At 52.2% G+C, this 18,169-nt stretch carries 19 protein-coding genes and 2 pseudogenes; all 21 read right to left on the bottom strand.

What is annotated here, in order from left to right:
* Position 1: 1 nt before the first annotated feature.
* Positions 2 to 574, bottom strand: coding sequence for an MT-A70 family methyltransferase (locus tag DXC51_RS14025; RefSeq protein ID WP_117544757.1), 573 nt, complete (start codon positions 572 to 574; stop codon positions 2 to 4).
* Between the two features lie 48 nt (positions 575 to 622).
* Positions 623 to 1,489, bottom strand: a complete 867-nt coding sequence (locus DXC51_RS14020) for a VirB6/TrbL-like conjugal transfer protein, CD1112 family (RefSeq protein ID WP_117544756.1) — start codon at positions 1,487 to 1,489, stop codon at positions 623 to 625.
* A 15-nt stretch (positions 1,490 to 1,504) separates the two neighbouring features.
* Positions 1,505 to 1,600 (bottom strand): annotated as a pseudogene (locus DXC51_RS30050) (Maff2 family mobile element protein); the annotation flags it as partial.
* Between the two features lie 87 nt (positions 1,601 to 1,687).
* The gene (locus tag DXC51_RS14010) at positions 1,688 to 3,298 is read right to left on the bottom strand and encodes a recombinase family protein (RefSeq protein ID WP_098924870.1); all 1,611 of its coding nucleotides are present in this window, start codon (positions 3,296 to 3,298) and stop codon (positions 1,688 to 1,690) included.
* Positions 3,299 to 3,409: 111 nt separating this feature from the next.
* The gene (locus tag DXC51_RS14005) at positions 3,410 to 3,598 is read right to left on the bottom strand and encodes a transposon-encoded TnpW family protein (RefSeq protein WP_002569233.1); all 189 of its coding nucleotides are present in this window, start codon (positions 3,596 to 3,598) and stop codon (positions 3,410 to 3,412) included.
* Complete coding sequence (locus DXC51_RS14000; RefSeq protein ID WP_098924872.1) at positions 3,595 to 4,452, bottom strand: ATP-binding protein; 858 nt, start codon at positions 4,450 to 4,452, stop codon at positions 3,595 to 3,597. Before DXC51_RS14000 ends, DXC51_RS14005 begins: the two co-directional genes overlap by 4 nt.
* Positions 4,449 to 5,192 carry a phage replisome organizer N-terminal domain-containing protein gene (locus tag DXC51_RS13995; protein WP_109215853.1) on the bottom strand — a complete coding sequence of 248 codons (744 nt, stop codon included), beginning with the start codon at positions 5,190 to 5,192 and terminating at the stop codon, positions 4,449 to 4,451. The genes DXC51_RS14000 and DXC51_RS13995 overlap by 4 nt, the downstream gene beginning before the upstream one ends.
* Positions 5,182 to 5,394 (bottom strand): hypothetical protein, encoded by a 213-nt coding sequence (locus DXC51_RS13990; RefSeq protein ID WP_005927784.1) that lies wholly within the window; start codon positions 5,392 to 5,394, stop codon positions 5,182 to 5,184. The genes DXC51_RS13995 and DXC51_RS13990 overlap by 11 nt, the downstream gene beginning before the upstream one ends.
* Before the next feature lie 184 nt (positions 5,395 to 5,578).
* Positions 5,579 to 7,201: a relaxase/mobilization nuclease domain-containing protein gene (locus tag DXC51_RS13980; protein WP_109215852.1), complete on the bottom strand. Its 1,623-nt coding sequence runs from the start codon at positions 7,199 to 7,201 to the stop codon at positions 5,579 to 5,581.
* A complete protein-coding gene (locus DXC51_RS13975) occupies positions 7,173 to 7,568 on the bottom strand; it encodes a plasmid mobilization protein (protein WP_109215851.1) in 396 nt (131 codons plus the stop codon). Before DXC51_RS13975 ends, DXC51_RS13980 begins: the two co-directional genes overlap by 29 nt.
* Before the next feature lie 420 nt (positions 7,569 to 7,988).
* On the bottom strand, positions 7,989 to 8,408 hold the full coding sequence (locus DXC51_RS13970; RefSeq protein ID WP_173900609.1) for a winged helix-turn-helix domain-containing protein: 420 nt from the start codon (positions 8,406 to 8,408) through the stop codon (positions 7,989 to 7,991).
* A gap of 206 nt (positions 8,409 to 8,614) precedes the next feature.
* Positions 8,615 to 10,777: a HelD family protein gene (locus DXC51_RS13965; RefSeq protein ID WP_109215850.1), complete on the bottom strand. Its 2,163-nt coding sequence runs from the start codon at positions 10,775 to 10,777 to the stop codon at positions 8,615 to 8,617.
* A 694-nt stretch (positions 10,778 to 11,471) separates the two neighbouring features.
* Positions 11,472 to 11,852, bottom strand: a complete 381-nt coding sequence (locus DXC51_RS13960) for a hypothetical protein (RefSeq protein ID WP_330413832.1) — start codon at positions 11,850 to 11,852, stop codon at positions 11,472 to 11,474.
* 133 nt (positions 11,853 to 11,985) lie between these two features.
* Positions 11,986 to 12,126: a Maff2 family mobile element protein gene (locus tag DXC51_RS13955; protein WP_117544755.1), complete on the bottom strand. Its 141-nt coding sequence runs from the start codon at positions 12,124 to 12,126 to the stop codon at positions 11,986 to 11,988.
* A gap of 93 nt (positions 12,127 to 12,219) precedes the next feature.
* Positions 12,220 to 14,004, bottom strand: coding sequence for a VirD4-like conjugal transfer protein, CD1115 family (locus tag DXC51_RS13950; RefSeq protein ID WP_330413835.1), 1,785 nt, complete (start codon positions 14,002 to 14,004; stop codon positions 12,220 to 12,222).
* Positions 14,005 to 14,044: 40 nt separating this feature from the next.
* Positions 14,045 to 14,443 carry a PcfB family protein gene (locus tag DXC51_RS13945; protein ID WP_330413834.1) on the bottom strand — a complete coding sequence of 133 codons (399 nt, stop codon included), beginning with the start codon at positions 14,441 to 14,443 and terminating at the stop codon, positions 14,045 to 14,047.
* A 126-nt stretch (positions 14,444 to 14,569) separates the two neighbouring features.
* Complete coding sequence (locus tag DXC51_RS13940) at positions 14,570 to 15,256, bottom strand: antirestriction protein ArdA (protein WP_243003200.1); 687 nt, start codon at positions 15,254 to 15,256, stop codon at positions 14,570 to 14,572.
* 7 nt (positions 15,257 to 15,263) lie between these two features.
* A complete protein-coding gene (locus DXC51_RS30445; protein WP_330413836.1) occupies positions 15,264 to 15,608 on the bottom strand; it encodes a class I SAM-dependent methyltransferase in 345 nt (114 codons plus the stop codon).
* Positions 15,609 to 15,932: 324 nt separating this feature from the next.
* A pseudogene (locus tag DXC51_RS30440) lies at positions 15,933 to 16,454 on the bottom strand (DNA cytosine methyltransferase); the annotation flags it as partial.
* Positions 16,337 to 16,678, bottom strand: coding sequence for a DUF7768 domain-containing protein (locus tag DXC51_RS13930; protein WP_117544751.1), 342 nt, complete (start codon positions 16,676 to 16,678; stop codon positions 16,337 to 16,339). The gene DXC51_RS13930 and the pseudogene DXC51_RS30440, both read right to left, overlap by 118 nt.
* 338 nt (positions 16,679 to 17,016) lie before the next feature.
* Entirely contained in the window at positions 17,017 to 18,165 is a 1,149-nt protein-coding gene (locus DXC51_RS13925; protein WP_243003199.1) for a ParB/RepB/Spo0J family partition protein, read from the bottom strand.
* Positions 18,166 to 18,169 lie beyond the last annotated feature (4 nt).

The raw sequence follows: 18,169 nt of genomic DNA, 5'->3' as shown, positions 1-18,169 counted from the left end.
ATTACACCTCTTTTCTTGTTACCAGCTCTGGACACCGTGTCCAGAAGTCAGCAGTACATTCCACCTCGTTTCCCCACACGTCCCAGCCGGGGGCAGTCTGCCGGGCGAACAACTCCACGCGGGGAACGTCGCCCATGAGGGCCACAATTTTCTCCCTGGCCTCGTCCGGCTTTTTGCTGTGGGCCTCAATGGGAGAAATAATGAATTGGTGGACATTGGCGGCCTGCCGCCGGGGATGGCCCCGCGTCGCCAGCAGACACACCTCCGCGTTGGCCCTGGTCCAAAAGCCCAGACCGTAAAACCAGCTATCCGCCCGGCGGTTCTTTTTCAGCCAGACAAACGCCACACTCTTATAGGCGAAGCCCCACGCCTTGATCAGCCGCAGGGCCTCCGGGAGCTGGGGGAACGTGGCCCACAGGAACAGGGCGCAGTCCGGGGCGGCCAGTTCCTCCACCGGGAGCGCGCACAGGTCGTTGATGCTCATAGTGGGATAGTGCTTCTCCGCCGCACCCTGCAAATTCTTTTGGGCGTACCGCCAGGGCGGGTCGGCGTAGATCACAGCGTATTTCCCGATAAAAACCCTCCTCTCCGCTTCTGGACTCGGTGTCCAGAGGTTCGGGGCCTAATGCGCCCCCAGGACGCTCCGGGCGATACTCCCCGTTTTGAACAGGCAGTAGCACAGCAGCACCGTATAGCCGATGGTGCCCCATATCGCCCCTATGGGATCGCCCCCCACGGCGATACTCTGAATGAGCACCGCATAGATGCCGACACAGACTAAAATCAGCATCCCCTGGAAGCCCACGGCGAACAGGGAGCGGAGATAGTTCTGCCCGGCCCCGCCCAGCTCCCGGTTTGCCAGGGTTGCCACCGGGAGGGGCGCTAAACTGGTGAGCATATATATCTCTATCATCCGCCCGTAGACGATCACGAAGATCACGATATTCAGCGCGGTCATGGTGAGCTGTACCACAAAGGATTGCAGCCACAGCCCCACCAGGGGCCCCAGGTCCATCCCCTCCAGCGTGGCCTCCAGGTCCGCCAGCATAGACGGGGAAACGTCCGTGGAGCCCTGGATCAGCCCCGCCGACTGCGCCACTACCCGCTGGGCCACGTCGAACACCGCCATAACGATGTTGAACGTGTTGGACAGAATGAGGATAGCGCAGGCCGTTTTGAATATCCACTTGAAGAAAATCCAGTAGTCCAGGTCGTGAAGATTATTTCGCTCCACCAGCAGTTGAATGAGTTCGTAGGTTGCAACAAAGGTCAGGATCAGTCCGGCTATGGGCAGTATCACCGTTTCAGAAAGCCGCCGGATGAGGGAGAAAACCCCGGCGTTCCATGCCGCCGGGGTCGTCCCCACTTGTACCGCGATCTCCCCGACACGGGCGTTCACTGTATCAAAGAGCCCCGACAGGTTGTCCATGATCCCGCCGATCAGCAGCTCCTTCAGCCAGTTCGTGATCCAGTCGGTGAGAAATCCCATGCGCCGCTGCCCTTATCAGCTAAACAGCCCGGACAGCAGGGGGATCAGGGTGGTGCCCAGCAGGATAATGCCGCCGCCCGCCATGAGCTGCTTCATGCCCTGGCTCTTTGCTCAAGTGAGATAAAGAAGTAAAAGAAGTGTAAAAAATTTTGCCGTTCCTATCCGGCACTTGCGCATTGTGTCGGATAGGTCGGGCGGTTATTCGGGCAAGTCCACCTTGCCAACAAAAGAATAATAAATCTCAATGTCCTGTCTGCGGGTCTTGTTCTCGTCATAGCTGCACTCATGCACAACGATTTTCTCTACAAACTCCCGCAGCAGAGTAGGGGTAAGTTCTTCAAAGCTGGTATGCCGCCGGACAACATTCATAAACTTTTCTGCGTTCACGGTGGCTTCCTGTGCTTTGGAAAGCTCCGCTTGGATAGCGGCGGCTCTTTCTTTCAGCTCCCGTTGTTCTGCTTCATAGTCTGCCGACAGCTCTGTGAAACGCTCGTCTGATATGCGCCCGGTCACGCTGTCCTCATACAGCCGCTTGAAGATAGCGGATAACTCGGCTATGCGTTTCTCGGCGGCTTCCAGTTCCTTTTTCTTGGCGGCGTTCCTGCGCTTGCCCCCGTCCTCGTTCTGCTCAATCAAGAGCTTCATAAACCGGGCTTCATGCTTTGCCGCATAGCTTGTCACTTTCCGCAGATTGGAGAGTACACCAGCGGTCAAGAGGTCGGTGCGGATAAAGTGCGCCGTACAGTCATGGGTGCGCTTCTTGTAGTTGCCGCAGATATAACAGTCCTGCTTGCGCTTGTCCGTCTGGTATCGCTGCTGATACATCACGCTGCCGCAGTCCGCACAGAACAGTATGCCGGAGAACAAACCCACTTCATCATAGCGGTTGGGGCGTTTGCGCTGTTTGCGAAGCTCCTGCACCCGTTCCCATGTTTGGGTGTCTATGATAGGCTCGTGGTGGTTCTCGAAAATCACTTGCTTTTCCAGGGGATTTTCTACACTGTGCTTGACTTTGTAAGAAAGTTTTTCTGTCTTGAAATTTACCAGACAGCCTGTGTATTCCCGGTTTTCAAGGATATGCACTACGGTATTAGTCGCCCACTTGCACTCATAGCCGGGGTGGTAGCGGCGGGTGCTGCCCGTCCTGCGGTATTCCAGCGTCCCCGGCGTGGGGATTTGCTGCTCTGTGAGCATACGGGCTATCTTAGTCGGACCATTCCCAGCAAGGCAGAGGTTGTATATCTGCTTGACTACGGGTGCAGCTTCCTCGTCAATAATAAAATTTTCGTCCTCGTCCATGAGGTAGCCATACACAGGCTTGCTTGTGATGGGCTTGCCACTCATACCTTTTGAGCGTTTTACTGCTTTGATTTTCTTGCTCGTATCTCTCACCAGCCATTCGTTAAATATATTCCGCAACGGGGCAAAGTCATTGTCGCCCTGTGCGCTGTCCACTCCGTCATTGATAGCGATGAAGCGGACACCTTTCTGTGGGAAAATCATTTCTGTGTACATTCCCACTTGCAGGTAGTTTCGCCCTAACCTCGACATATCCTTTACGATAACTGTCCCGACTTTTCCGGCTTCAATGTCCGCAAGCATGGCTTGAAAACCGGGTCTTTGAAAGTTCGCACCAGAATAACCGTCGTCCGTGTACCAGCGCAGATTGGAAAAGCCGTTCTGCTTTGCATAGGTTTCAAGGATACGCTTCTGATTGGAAATGGAATTGCTCTCGCCTTGCAGCTCGTCCTCATGGGAAAGTCTTGGGTAAAGGGCGGTAATTGGTTGTTGGTTGGTCTGTCTTAACATAAAATCCTCCGTTTCCGACAGCCAGCCCCACTATTCCGTACCTTGATTGTACCACATGGGGCGGCTGTCTGTATAGCGGCAAAAGCGTCAAATCTGCTTCTTTATGGTCGGTCAAATCGCCGTTTTTTGTGTAGCAGCTTCCGCTTCCAGCACTTTCATCATCTTGTCGGCTGCGGTGTCGGTTGCGCCCTGCTTGAAGAAGCCGGAAACGGTAAGGACGGAGTTGCCCATGCGGATTTCCGTTACACAGTCCGGGCGGCGGTCTGTTTTGGTGGTGCTTGTCTGTTTCGTTTCTGTCATAGGCTCTCCTTTCGCTGCTTCATCAGCTGCTTTAAGCGTTCCAGCTTTTCCTGTGCGGTTTCCTTTCGGAAGTTGCTGCCCGTGAAGCGGACAGGGGCGCACATGGAAGTCAGCCTGTCATAGATACGGGCGTGGGGTGTGTCCTGCGGGTGCTGCAATTCCTCCAGCGTGAGGTTGGTCGTGGCGATCAGCGGCTTGCCGCTTCGGTAACGGCTGTCAATCACGCTGTAAACCTGTTCCAGCCCGTATTCTGTCCCTCGCTCCATACCGAAATCATCAAGTATCAGCAGGGGGTAGCTGCAAAGGCGGGAAATATATTCGTTCCTGCCCTCAAAGCTGGCAGCAAGGTCATTGAGTATCGTTGCAAAGTTTGTCATGCGAACGGCAACCTCTTTTTCCATAAGGGCGTTGGCGATACAGGCGGCAAGGTAGCTTTTTCCTGTCCCCACGCCTCCCCAAAACAGGTAGCCGATATTTTCAGCCTGCATGGTTTCCCAGCTCTCCACATAAAAGCGGGCGGTTTCGGTCTGTGGGTTTCTGCCGTTGTCATGCTCAAATGTCCAGTTCCGCATAGCGGGGTCGGCAAAGCCCCGGCGTTTCAAGTCCTCCACTGTTTCAAGGTGCTTCTGTCGGCTTTCGGCGGCTTGCTGCTTTTCACGGGCTGCCCGCTGGCAGTCGCAGTCTGTTGGGTGTCGGTCATGCCCTAACCATTGGGCGGTTTCTTTTGAAAAGTAGGCTTCTTTGGGCGTATGGCACTTGCCGCAGTATAAAAGCCCGTCCTCGCCTGTGTAGTCCTCCGCTTCGGCGGTAGTGGTTGTAATATCCGTAATCATAGCTTCAATCTCGTTTTTCATAAGCTCTCGCCCTCCTTACATGAATAATCGGGTATGCCCTGTTTCGGGGCAGCCTTGCCTTTGGCAGCGTCCTCCTGCGCCCACTTGTAAATGGTGGCTGCATGGCTCTGGTACTGCTTCCCGGTGGAAGCGATATGGCAGGAAAGCCGGTCAATATAATACTCCCACTTGTCGGGCAGCTCTGTTTTCAGCCCGGAAAGCTCTGTATCGGTCAGTATCACATTGTTGTATCTGCCATAAGCGGCGGGGGCGGGGTGTCCCGTTTCTCCCTCTCTCTCTTTTTCTATCTCTTTCTCTAACTCTATCTCTATCTCTGGTGGACGAATGTCGGACAAATGTCCGCCTTTTGTCCGGGGCGGTAAAAGTGCCTTGTTTTCCAGCCTTGCAGCCCGTTTTCTCTCGGCTTCGGTAGAGGACTGTCCTATCATCAGCTCAATATCGGTCATATAAAAAGCCCCGCTGTCAAGCTGCTCCACAAGCCCCAACTGCCGGAAAATCTCTAAAGCCCTTTCAACCGTCCCTATCTGGTGGCGGGTCAGTGTCGCTATCATCTGCGCTGTGTAGGGGATATGCTCGTCAAGCTGCAACTTCCCGCCGTTTTTCAGAGATTTTAAGTACAGCTTCAAGAGGATATTGGAATATAAAATCCCGTCTTTCATATCTTCCAGCAGCACAATGGAGTCGCTGTCAAAAAAATTCTCTTTCAGCTTGAGGTAGTAATACTTGCGGTTATCTGCCATTGTCCCTGTCCTCCTTTTTCCGGCGTTTGGAGTAGTAGCGGGGGCAAAGTATGATAACCGCCCGGAAGCTCTGCTTACAGCTATGGGTACAGCCCCGGCAGAGGTCGTTGTATGTGATACGGTCGCAGGTGGTATTCCCGACTTTTACTTGCCGCAGGAAAAAAGACCATTCCAGCCGCCGTTTCTTGCTCATTCTTGGCATGGGTGCGCTCCTTTCTGCCGTTTCCGCTGGTGTGGCGGTATCGACGGTAATTCTGTATCATCTCGGTATCATTTTCGGGGTTTTTCTGCCCTGTAAGCCCGTTAAAAAATCCTTTGGTATTGCGGGTAGAGTACGGGGCAGCCCCCTTGTTCTGTATGGGTTCGGGTACATTTTGGGGTGGTTTTTATCGTTCCTGTTCCTGCCTTTTCACAGGCTTGCGCTCCCGGCGTAAAATCTGGTCGATATTGCCCTTGACAGTCTGTAAGCGGCGGTATTCCTCCCGTTTTGCCCGGTAATCGTTGTAGCCGCTGTTTTTCTCTTTGATAAGGGCTTCAATCTCTGCTTGCAGGGCTTTATAGCTCGGCAGCTTGGAAATGCCGTTCTCCTTGAAATAACGGGCGGCTGCGTCTGCTATGATAAAGTCGCTTTCGTGCTTCTGTCGGTAGGCTGCTTTTGCTTTGGCGTTTTTCTGCTGTTTCAGCCCGTCCCGGACAGGGCGGGTCTTGGAATAGGCAAGCACCTGCCGTTGCAGCTCCTTTTTCCCGTTCAGCGTCTTTTCCACCTGCTTCAGCTCTGTAAGGCTTTCCTGCATGGCGGCATAAGCGGCAGAACAGGCTTCGTCCAGTTCCTCCGGGGAAGAAAAGCCGTACTGTTGATAGGCGGTAACAGTAGCTGCCATTTGCTTTAGGTTGTGCTTTGCCGCCCAGCGGTCATAGCCCACGCCCTTGCCCTCGGCTCGCTTGGCTTCCCGGTCAACCATGCGCTGCAAGGTGTTGTCTGCCGGGGTGGTTTTTGCGGCTTTTTCCTCCCGCAAGCGTCCCTTTTGGGTGTGGGGGTATTCGGGTATGGCTTTGGTCTGTTCGGCGGCTCTGTGGGCGTTCTGCGTGAGCAGGGCAAGGACAGCAGCCTTGTCAAAATCGTCCCCCAGCTTCCGGGCTGTGATAGGCTTTGTCCTGTCCGGCGTGAGGTAGGAAAGCCGCCCCCGGCTCTCCTTGACAGTTACGCCCTCCCGCAGCAAAAGGGAAGAAAACTCGTCAAAGCTGCCAGCTTGGGAAAGTGCCTGCCGTATCGTCCGGCGCAGCTTCGCCTTGTCCGTTTCAAACTTGGTGGGCTTGGTCGGCTGTCCTGCGGCTTCTCTGACAGCGTTCTCTTTATCAAGGGCAAGCTGCCCTTTCTTTGCCGCCCAGTATTCCCGTTCCGTTATCCGTTCCTTGCTGCCGTTCAAGAGGTCGATTTGGTAAAGCCCCTCCCGGTGGCACATCTCCATGACTTCACTCTTGAAATATTCCATAGCGGCGTTGGTGCAGCGGTGCTTGCAGCCCGCCCGTGTGTCGGCTGGTCTGTCCATGTAGGGCAGAAGCGGGACTTCGTAAATCCGCAGGGAGTTGATGACGATATGCACATGGATATTGCCGCTGTGGTTATGCCCGTCCGGGTGGGTGCATACAAGGGCTTGGTGTCCGGGGAAATGCTCTTTGCAGAACTGCTCGCCCAGCTCCTGCGCCCGGTCTACGGTCAAGCCGTTGTCTGTCCCGTCCCGTGGGTCAAAACTGATGATATAGTGGTGGCTTTTCACATCTTCCCGTTTTTGGTTTTTCTCATAGCGGAGATTGGCTCGCATACAGGCAACGGCGAAATCCTCGCCCCCGCAGTTGAGGGAAGAAATGCGGTAATCCTCCCTCGGTATCAGCCGCCCGTTTTCATCAAGGGTGGGCTTCATGGTAAACTCGTCATGCTCAAATGTGAGGTAGGCTTCCGCTGCGCCATAGTCGGCATTTTTAGAGCTGATATGTTTGAATGTTGCCAACAGCGTCACCCACTTTCTGCAAGACTTCAAACTTTAGGGCAGCAAGGTCGGAAATCGCCGCCCGTACCTCCCCGGCAAGCTGCGGGTAGGGGCTGTGCCACTCATTCAGCGTCCGGGCTATCTGGTTTAAGTTGCCGCCGATCCTGCCGTATTCGGCGGTCAGCTTCCCGACAGCGGCAAGCAGCTCGTCATTGACGGGGGAAACGGTTATGATGGGGCGTATGGCTGCCCCGGTTATGGCTTGCCGGATAAACTCGGCTTGGCTCATGTGGTAAGCAGAAAGCCTTTCCGCAAACTCGGCGTATTCTTCCTCGGTCATGCGTGTCTTGACTACCCGGCTGCGGTGCGGTGTGTTGTATCTTTTCATGGTCGGCAGACCTCCTTTCTGTGCGTGGTGTTCTCTCACTAATAGGAGAAAAACAGGGGGTAAAACGGAACTGTTTTTGAAAAAATCCGAAAAAATATTTTGAGGGATTTTTAAGCGGCGCAAGCCGCATAAGCAGGGTTTGGGGAAGGCACTCCCCAACAAGATTCCCGCAGGGGCAAAATGAGCGAAAAGCGAATTTTGGCACCTCGGTAGAATCTTGCTCTAAGAAAACGGCGAAACTCCCCCTTTACTCCTTACTACGCAGAGAAATGCAAATATGGCAAAGTTTTGAAAAACTTTTTGATAAAACTTTTCGACAAAGCTGGAAAATCAGCGCGGTTTTTGGTGCAAAAAAACAGGAAACCTTTTCTGATTTCCTGTCATGGTATGCCGCTGTAACGGGCGGCGGTTATTCTGTTGTCATTCCCCGGAAGCAAACTTGTAGCCCATACCTAAAACGGTTTTTATGTAAATGGGCTTGCGGCTGTCCGACTCTATTTTTTTCCGCAGGTTGTAAATCACATTTGCAACGCTTGACTGGCAGCTTTCACTTTCCATGTTCCAAACGGCTTCAAATATTTGTGTCCGTGTGAGGACAATGCCGGGGTTGGAAGCAAGATATACAAGGGTACTGTATTCAAGGCGGGTAAGGCTTACTTCCTCCCCGTCTTGAAATACCTGGCGTTGGTTCTGCTTTATTTCCAGTCCCGGAAAAGATAACACGGAAGCGGTTGTGATCTGCATGGGTTCAATCTGTATATAATCAGATATTGCCGATATGATTTTGTCAATCGCTGTTTCCTCTTGTTCGTTAAGTGTCAGCAGTAGTAATTTCCCCATGTTCATTACCTCTTTTATCCGTTGAATTTAAACTATATTTTTCTGTCGTGTTTTTGACAGTAAGCAACAAATATATATGATAGAGAGCGTAATGTCAATTTAATGCCATTAAAAGAGAAAGATGGTCTGTCTAATTATTATCATTTTGTTCATATGCACTTACGCTGCGTTTGGCATTTAGGCAATTCAATATATTGTAAATTTATCTATATCAGCGGGCTAACCTCATTTTCACAAAATAAGCTAAGTTTGTGAAGCGCTCTTGTGCAGGCAACATATAAGAGGTTTTTATCATCTTCATCATGGTAGTTTTGGCTATCTGCATCACAAATTAAGACAGTATCAAATTCTAATCCCTTTGACATATATACTGGTAAGATAAACACGCCTTGTAAATCTGATACGCTCCCATTTTTAATTAATTGAATATCAAGTTTGTGTTTAATTTTATTAAATAGATAGGTTGAATTTTTTTCGGTTTTACAAATTAAGCATATCGACTGAAACCCTTTCTCTTGGCATAATTTTATTTCCTTAACAATTTCATCAATGAAGATTTCGGAATTATCAGCAATATATACTTTTGGGCTATCGCCATTCCGATTAAAACTTTTTATCTGTGAACTTTGTTCAATGAACTTTAAACTAAAATTTAAAATTTCATTCGTACAACGGAAACTTTTATCCAACATAATAAGAGAAGATTTTTTCTTGTTCAATATTTTTTGAATTTGTTCGTAGAAAGAAATATCTTCTTTTTTGGCAAGAGTCTGTTTCATATCTCCTAAAATAGTAAATTTGGCATTAGAAAAAAGAAAATTAAATATTTCATATTGGAGAGGGTAGTAGTCCTGTGCTTCATCAATGACTACCTGCTTAATATTTTTATATTTATTTGTTCCGTATATTTTTAAATACAAATAAGCGATTGCTATTGCGTCATCATAATACAAGCTGTCTGCTTCCAAATTTTCCTTAGTATATTTCCAAATATTTTTTATGTTTTGTGACGGATTGCTATTTTGCAGCAGGCTATAAAAATAGGCTTCATTGCTAAATAATATTTTATATAATTCAACAATGTCAATTTTTATAAATTTCTGTATTTCCTGCTTGATTAGATTTTTTTCTTCTTTATGCCCCCGCCCTTTTCCTGTTCCAAATATTTGTTCTAAAATATAATCTTCTAATTGTTCTAATTTTATGCCTAATGGTGTTTCTGGTCTTCCTAATATCTTGTCTTTTAGAATTTGCCCGCTTACAACGCATTTTCCCTCATAATAAACATCTTCAAATTCTATCCACTGGCGGGGTATATCAATGAGAAATTGGTCTAAAATTTCCCTAAAAAAACTTGACGTTTTAAATTCTATACTATTTCTTGAAATTTCCTTGTATTTTGAATTGACAATCAAGTTTTCTAAAAAATCATTTCTTGACTGAATTTTCCTGCCATTTAATAACTCACTAAGTATATCTTCAAACACGGAAGAAATAACATTATCTTCTCCCAATTCGGGCAATACATTTGAAATATATTGCTCAAATATAGAATTTGGGGAAATAATCATAATGTTATTTGCGGACAGCTTTGTTTGTAAACCTTGATACATAAGATAAGCAGCCCGGTGGAGAGCAATAGAGGTTTTTCCACTTCCCGCTACACCCTGTACCATTAGCAGGTCATTTTCCATATCTCTAATAACCACGTCCTGTTCATGCTGAATTGTTTCAACAATAGCTTTCATTTTAGCAGTAGTGTTTTGTGACAGTAATTGCCTTAAAAATTCATCAACAATCTGAACATCTGAATCAAAAAAATATTCCAGTGTTCCGTTTTTTATTTCATATTGGCGTTTCAAATTGAGTTCGCCTGTTACTCGTCCACATGGAGCGTCATAAAACGCTTCGCCTGTCATAAAACGATAGAAAACACTGGCAATCGGCGATCTCCAATCATAAACATACATCTCTTGATAGCTGTTTTTTCGTAGAGAAGAACGTCCAATGTATATTTTTTCAAATTCGTCCTCATCATCAAATTTAAAATCAATTCGGGCAAAATAGGGCGATTTTATCATCTTTTCTAACAGAAGTATTTTATGTTCTTCTTCTTCATAATCTATAATTTTGTCTGTAACAGGATTGATATATTGGCTTAATTCAACAAGTGCCTCGAAACCGTCTGATGTGTACAGTGATGTAATGCCGTGTTCTGTATTTTCACGCACATCTTTTTTGGCTTCGATAATTTCTGATTTTTTTTTGTCTGCCGCTTCTTTTGCCTGCTTTAATTGTTCCTCGGCTAAAGAGATTGTTTGTGCTAATCTTTTTTCTTCAAACGCTTTTTCTGTCTGATTATTCCCCATAATGATTATGACCTCCTTGAAAAATGAAAGAAAGTTTTACTGAAACATTGCTAGGCTAGTTTAGCATGTGTCAGCTTATATAAACAGTCTTGTATTCATAAAATTTGTATGGTATTATTACAGTGGGAGGAATTATGTTAGATATTTGATTTCTGCAAGCATATCAATTCTAATACGGGTAATTTAAACAATAAACAAATTGGGACAAAGAGTTATACCATTATGTCCCAATTTGTTATTACTCCATATCTTCAGCAGACAGAAACACAAGCCCGGCAAATTCTTCCTCAATCAGTTTCTTCAACTTTTCCGCTGTGCTCTATGCAGGTTCCCTTATCTCCATTCCAACCTATAATCTCTTTCTGTAAAAGCAAATCTTGTTCTGTGAAAAAATGATTTGGATTCCGTAGTAGTCGGCATTGTGCGTAATGTGTATAACTGGCTGTATCATGGAATTGTGGGTAACTCTGTTTGCAGGACGTGGGAAAGCTGCACTTTAGCTTTTCCATGTGCTGTGAATAGAGTTATCCATGATTCCATAGCCAGTTATGCACATTTCCATAATGCTTGTCTTTTGGTCTTTATCAAAATGAGCATATTGGTTATTAAGAAAAGCCCTGCATATTATCATATACAGAGCCATTCTAATCTTTTTACCCTCTACATAGAGCGTTTTCTTTCTGCAAAATTCATTTTACAGAATGATACCCGCTTTTTTTGCAAAATAGCCTTTTCTCCCGGTAAGTTCCGACTGTTTTTCCTTTGGCAGATTATTGAATAAATCCTCATAAAGAATATCGTCTAACTGCATTTCCCTAGCAAGTAAAAACACATTTAGACTAAGCCATTCCTCCCAAAGCCCTTCAAATAAACTATGGCTGTCTGTATAGGTGTCAAGTTCTTCAAAGCCATATGACGGTGTATAGCACTGCAATTTAACAAAACCGTACCTACCAACATCAACCACTAAAATATCTTCATCTTCCATTTCGTACAGTTCCGCAAACGCACCAATTACTTTGTAGCACATTTCCCGTTCTTTCTCTGTGATATATACTGTTTTTTCCATGCTCATTTACCTCTATCCTTTCAAATCGTGGAATACGGTTTTCAGTTTTCTTCTACTTCTAAACCACATATTTGAAATGCCACATACGCCATTTTATACGGAATAGAGGTTGGCTGTCTGCATTTATCGGTGTGTTACTTTATGGCACATGAGCATTGGAGCCGGGGTTGTCGGAGCCGTAGCCCTCCAGGAGATTGACGACGCCCCAAACACCCAGGCCAGCGCCCAGAGCCACAACAAGGGTCTGCAAGGTCTGAACAGCGGAAGCGAAAAACTGCATAAATACCTCCATATTCTCCGGGGATCATCCCCGGCCATGAAAAAAGCCGCCCTTGTCAGGCGGCGCGTCTGCCTCTGGACACGGTGTCCAGAGCTATACAAAAGCGTCCGGGTCGTCCAGGTCATCATAGTTGAGAATGTCCTCGTCCTCGTCTATGTTTGCCTCGTCCGGCACGTCCGCCTCGTATACAGTGTATCGCTCGTCGGGGTCCAGCTTCTCCATGCGGCGGTTTATCAGGCGGGACAGGTCAAAGGAATTTTTCTTGTCCGCCTCCGCCGTATAGCGGTAGTTGGGGTGCTGCTTCAAGTCGTACTTGGGGGAGAAAAAGGGCCGCAGCCCCCGGAGCTGGATAATGCACTTGTCGCCGGGCATGGTGGTGAGCTCGTCCATCGTCATAAGCTCCCGGCCCAGGCGCTGGGTATTTTGGCTGTAACTCTCGGACTGCCCACGGGACCGGCTGTCCGTCTGCATGGAGATGGTCTGCTTGCCCAGCCACGCCTCGGAAATCTCCTTGACGGTGGAGTGCTCCCGCCCGCCCAGGAATACCACGCTGTCCATGTTGCCCATGATCGTTTCGGCGTTGTCCTTGTAAATGGCCTTACATTGGGACTGGGCCTGATAGAACAGGGTCAAACTGACCTCACGGGAGCGGATCACCGCCACCAGCTTCTCCAGGTTGGGCACCTGCCCGGTGTTGGCGGCCTCGTCCCACAGCACCCGGACGTGGTGAGGCAGGCGGCCCCCGTGTATGTTGTCCGCCCTCTCGCACAGGAGGTTGAACATTTGGGAGAACGCCAGCGCCACAATGAAATTGTAGGTCGTGTCCGTGTCGCTGATGATGAAGAACGCCGCCGTCCGCTTGTCCCCCAGGCGGTCCAGCTCCATCTCGTCGTAGCTCATGATCTCCCGGAGCTGGGGAATGTCAAAGGGAGCCAGCCGCGCACCGCAGCTAATAAGTATGGAGCGGGCAGTCTTGCCGCTGGCTAATTTGTACTTCTTGTACTGCTTCACGGCGAAGCAGTCCGGCTTGCGCTTCTCCAGGCCCTTGAACATATAGTCGATGGCGTTCATAAAATCCGGGTCGTCCTCTTTGACCTCCATGCCGGAGATCATGTCCACCAGGGTATTCATGTTCCGGTCCTCCTCCGGGCCCTCGAAGATGATATAGGCAATCAGGGCGCAGTATAAAAGTGTCTCCGATTTGGTCCAGAATGGGTCCCCCTCCTTGCCCTCCCCCTTGGTGTTGGCTATCAAAGTGTTCACGAATTTCAAAATATCCGCCTCATTTTTGATATAGGCCAGAGGGTTGTAGTGCATGGATTTTGAGAAGTCAATACTATTGAAAACCTTGATCTTATACCCCTTTTTCTTCTGGAGAAAGTACCCCACCTGGGACAGCACCCCGCCCTTGGGGTCCACCACCACATAGGAGCTGTGAGCCTGGAGGAGCTGGGGGGTGAGCCAGAAGCGGGTTTTGCCGGAGCCGGAGGAGCCGATCACGCAGGCGTTGAGGTTCCGGGCGTTGGCCGGGTTCTTGGGCCGGGTGTTGGTGGTGAGAAATTCGGTCCCGGAGAGAATGATATTTTTCTCAAACTTGGGATCGACGAAAGGGGCAATATCTTTTTCCGTTCCCCATCGGGCGGAGCCGTATTCCTCGTCCCGGCGGTACTTTTTCGCGTTCTTGGCCTTGACGTAGACGAACAGCCGGATAGCCGCCGCCCCCGCAATCCCCACCAGCCAGTCCACCGGGTCCAGCCCAGGGGCGGGGGAGGCAAAGGCCATGTTGATCGTGCCCATCATACCCACCAGCTTTTGGCCGATGTTGGCCCCAGCCGCCAGCCGGTAGGCCGTCCCCAGCTTCAAGCAGCCCCAGGCCATGAACAGGTAGGGCAGGTTGGGGAGGAGGTATTTTTTCAAACTACCTTTCTTCACGCTCGGCCTCCTTTGCCCGTTCTTTCCGGGGCTGCTGCCGCAGCAGCTCCCCGGCCCGCTTCATCCGCTCCAGAATGGGGACGCGCCGCACCCTGGGCCGGTCCAGCACCCGGCGGGAGTATTCTCCGAAACAGGCGGTAATGGCGTCGGCCTGCTTGGATTTGAAGAACAGCAGATATTTTCCGTCGCCGTTCTTGTAAAAGGCGTAGTCCACATTCCAGCTCCGGGCCACCCGGTCAAACTCCCTGGGGGCCTCCACGGGGAGACTGTTGGTGGCCTCGCCCTGCTTCATGAGCTGCTTGACGCTCTGTCTGCCGTGGGGCGTCTTGTGGGCCTGCCGCTCCTTTTGGATCTTCCGGCCCGCCGCCCGCAGCGCCCAGGCCAGCGCCCGCGCCGACAGCTTTCCCGTTCGGATGGAGAGGGCGATTGTCCGCCGGGAAATATCTTCATCTACAATACAAAACCACCTCCTATTTCTGCCGGGCTGCCTCTGGACACCGTGTCCAGAGGGCTACCGATCCTCCCGGTCCACCCTGGGCGCGGGCCGTTCGGCGGGCGGGGCCGCCCGGCCCGCCATTTCCTGATAGGCGGCCATCTGCTCCCGGATGGGCAGCTTGGGCATGGAGAACACCCGTTGCTCGTCGGGTATGTCCTCGATCCCGTGGTAATGCTCCGTAAAAGAGTTGTCCCCTACCACATAACCGCCGGGGGCGAAGTGGCCGCTCTCGTTGATCCGCACGTCCCGCCCGTATGCCTCGTAGTCAATGTAGTCGATCAGGTGCTCCGGCACCTGGACGGCTTCAAGCTCCTGGATATACATTCGCCCCAGGTCCTCCTCGCTGTGGATGTCAGGATAGAAATTGTAGCTGTCCAGGTTTTGGGCCAGATTGATCAAATCCTTGGTGCTGCCGGTGTACTCGCCGCTGTCCATAACGGCCTCAAACTTTGCCAGCTCGTCCTCGTCCAGCTCCGACAGCACACAGGCCAGATGGTTCAGTTCGTCGATGCTCTCATACTCGCCCAGGTGTTCATAGAGCTGGGGCATACTGCCGTCGTAATCGGCAATAAAAATCTCCTCATACCGAATACCGTCTACGCCGATCTTCTTCAAGGCCGCCTGTACGGTTTCGGCGTCGGTGGGGAATGTTACCCGCTCATAGGCAAGTACCCCCTCGTTGTACTTGCCCAGGTTCGTCACGCAGGCTTCAAGTATCGCTATATTTGATCCCTCCCTCCAGTTCCTCCTTTACTCCCGCCATGATGTACTCCGCACAGGGCAGGGCGATGGAATTTCCCAAAGCCTTTTGACGGGCGCGGGCGGAGACGGGCCGCCCGTCGCAGCCGTAGGCCGTCCAGCCGTCGGGCAGGCCCATCGCCCGCTCCCCCTCGGTGGGGGTCAGCCAGGTAATGACGCCCTCCGCCTCCCGGCCCTCCCGCCACAGGGCAAACACCGTCAGCCCCCCGGCCATCAGGGTGGGAAAAGGGTCAGTTGGTTTTCCAAAGCTCCCCAGGAAGTTCCCAACGTCCCCCGCCTTGGCCGCGCCCCGCATACGGTAGCCTTGAAAGGGGTGGACGACTGGTAGCGGCCCCCCTGCTTCAACAGCAGATATTCGATCCGCTCCGGCGGGGGACAGCCCAAAGTCTCCGCAAGGCGCAGGTAGTGGGAACAGGCGGCGGGGCTTAAACAGGATCGCTCCGGCACGTCGGCCTCCAAGATCGGCCACGACAAACACCCGCTGACGCCGGGCCAGCCGGGGGTCTGCCCAATGCTGGGCGTCCAGCAGCCGCCAGCACAGGTCACGCCCTCCGCCTCGCACCATTCCTGCGCTGGCCCAGCGTCCAGAAGCAGGCATTGGAATTTCGGCGTCTGTGAGAGATTGCAGGACGGCTCTAAAATCCAGCCTGTCTCCTGATAGCAGAGCTCCCATGACGTTTTCCCAAATAACGATTGTTGGAAATTGACTTCCAGTGGCATCCCTCATTTCCTCGATCATGCGGACCGCCTGGAAGAACAGGCTGGATTTTGCCCCGCCCAACCCCTCACGGCGGCCCGCGCTGGACAGATTTTGACAGGGGGACCCGAACGTGATGATGTCCACGGGCGGGACCTCGCCGCCGTGGAGCTGGGTGATGTCCCCCAGGTGCTCCATGTCCGGGAAGTGGCGTTTTGTGATAGAGATAGGGGCCTTTTCGATCTCGCTGGCCCACAGAGGGACGATCCCCTGACGCCGGGCGGCCAGGGGGAACACGCCGATCCCGTCAAAGAGGCTTCCCAGGGTCAGCAGCGGCCCTGCCCCTTTACGGTCAGAATACCCTCCAGGGTGGTCGCCGTGATCTTCAACCGCTGGGCCACGGCGATGTCGTTCTTGACGCTCTCGGTGACAGCGTGGCCGCACACCACCAGCACACGGGAGCGGCGCAGCAGGTCCCGGCTCATGTCGATGCTGCTCTTGTGCTCCTCCGGCACAGCGTCATTCAGGAACAGGGGGAGGTACAGCGTGGGGCAGATAGGCGAAAAGCCCGCCTCATAGACGGCCCGGCAGTACCGGGCGGCCTGTTCCGTCGCCTCCGTGGGGTCGCCGCTCCATGCGGCGGTGACATACGCCAGGGGCATTTTCATTTTGATAACCTCCGTTCAGATGTAGATAGAATTGTTGGGGATAGGTACAACAGGATTGTTTGGAGAGGAGCGGTCAACCTCTTTTCCCCCCGCCCCTTTCCCCATTCTTGGGGAAAGGGGGGCGGCTCTGGAGGATTTTCCCCCGTCGCGCCTTGGGGGGTAGCACAGCCGGGGCCCCCTGTCAAGGGTGCGGAGCACCGCCGCGCAGCGGCGGCCATGCCCTTGACAGGGGGCCCCGGCTGTGCTATGGGTGGCGCGGCGACGGGGGATAATCCAGCAGAGCCCTTTACGGGAACGGGGAACGGAAAAGCTCTGGACACCGTGTCCAGAGCTCCCGCTTACTTCTCCATTTCCTTTTTCTTCTCGCCCTTGCCCAGCTCCGGGGGCTGCTTCTCTTTCCACTCCCCCAGCAGGGCCATGATCTGATCTTTCATCTCACGGGGCGTCTTGTCCTTGCCGAAAAACTGGGCCAACTCCGCAGAACTGATAATCACGTCAAAATCCTCCTTTTTCTTCTCCTGGCTCAACACCGCGTCGATCACGTCCGGGTTGAGCTGGTTTTTTTCGTCCATCTCCCGCAGCTTCTTGGCCTGGGCCTTGGAGGGGGACGACTGCTGCCCCTCGATGGATACGGCGATATACTTCTGGTGCTTGGGCTTGATACGGGAAATCTCCACGGCGGGGGTGAAAGACAGCTTGCCGCCGTCCATGAGCTCTTTCAGCTCCGGCACAAGGTCATTCAGATAAATGTACCGCTGGACCGTCTTTCCGCTCATGCCGTTGCGCTCGCCCACTTTGTCCAGGGACAATTTACCTATGTCCTCGCCCTCGCCCCGCGTCCCCTGGTGCTTGATGGCCTCATACTGCTGCTGCAAGGCCGCCGCCTTTTCGCTGGGCAGGATTGTCTCACGGTGGCGCAGGTTGTCGTCCGTCATAGCGAGGACGGCTTCATCATCCGTCATTTCACGAACGATACAGGGCATATTGCGCAAGCCCGCCAGCTCACTTGCCCGCTGCCGCCGGTGGCCCGCTACGATCTCATAGCCCCCGCCCTCACGGGGCCGCACCAGGGCGGGCTGGTGTACGCCGCCAGCCTTGACGGAGGACACAAGTCCCTGCATCTCCACATCATCCCGGACGCCGAACGGGTGGTTCTGGAATGGGTGGAGCTCCGACAGGTCCAGATAGACGATCTCCTCCTTTTTTCCACGGGAGGCGTCTTTAAGCTGGGGCGGCTGCTCCGGCGCGGGCGGGGGCGGGGCCGGGTCCTCCTTGGCCGGGCCGGGCTTGCTCTGCCTGGGGGCCTTGGCCGACTTACCAGGGCCCCCACCGCCGGGGGCCTGTTTCTCCGCCTTGGGCGGGCGGCCCTTGCGCTTGGGCTTGTCCCCTTGGGCCGGGGCCGCCTGCTGCTCCGGCCCAGCGCCCGCCCGGACGGACGACAGGTCGATCACCTTAACAGGAACACCCGGCTTTTTATCTTCTGCCACTTTT

The sequence above is a fragment of the Eisenbergiella massiliensis genome (assembly GCF_003435485.1).
The sequence above is the reverse complement of the archived record's forward strand: the minus strand, read 5'-3'. Positions and strand labels throughout refer to the sequence as shown.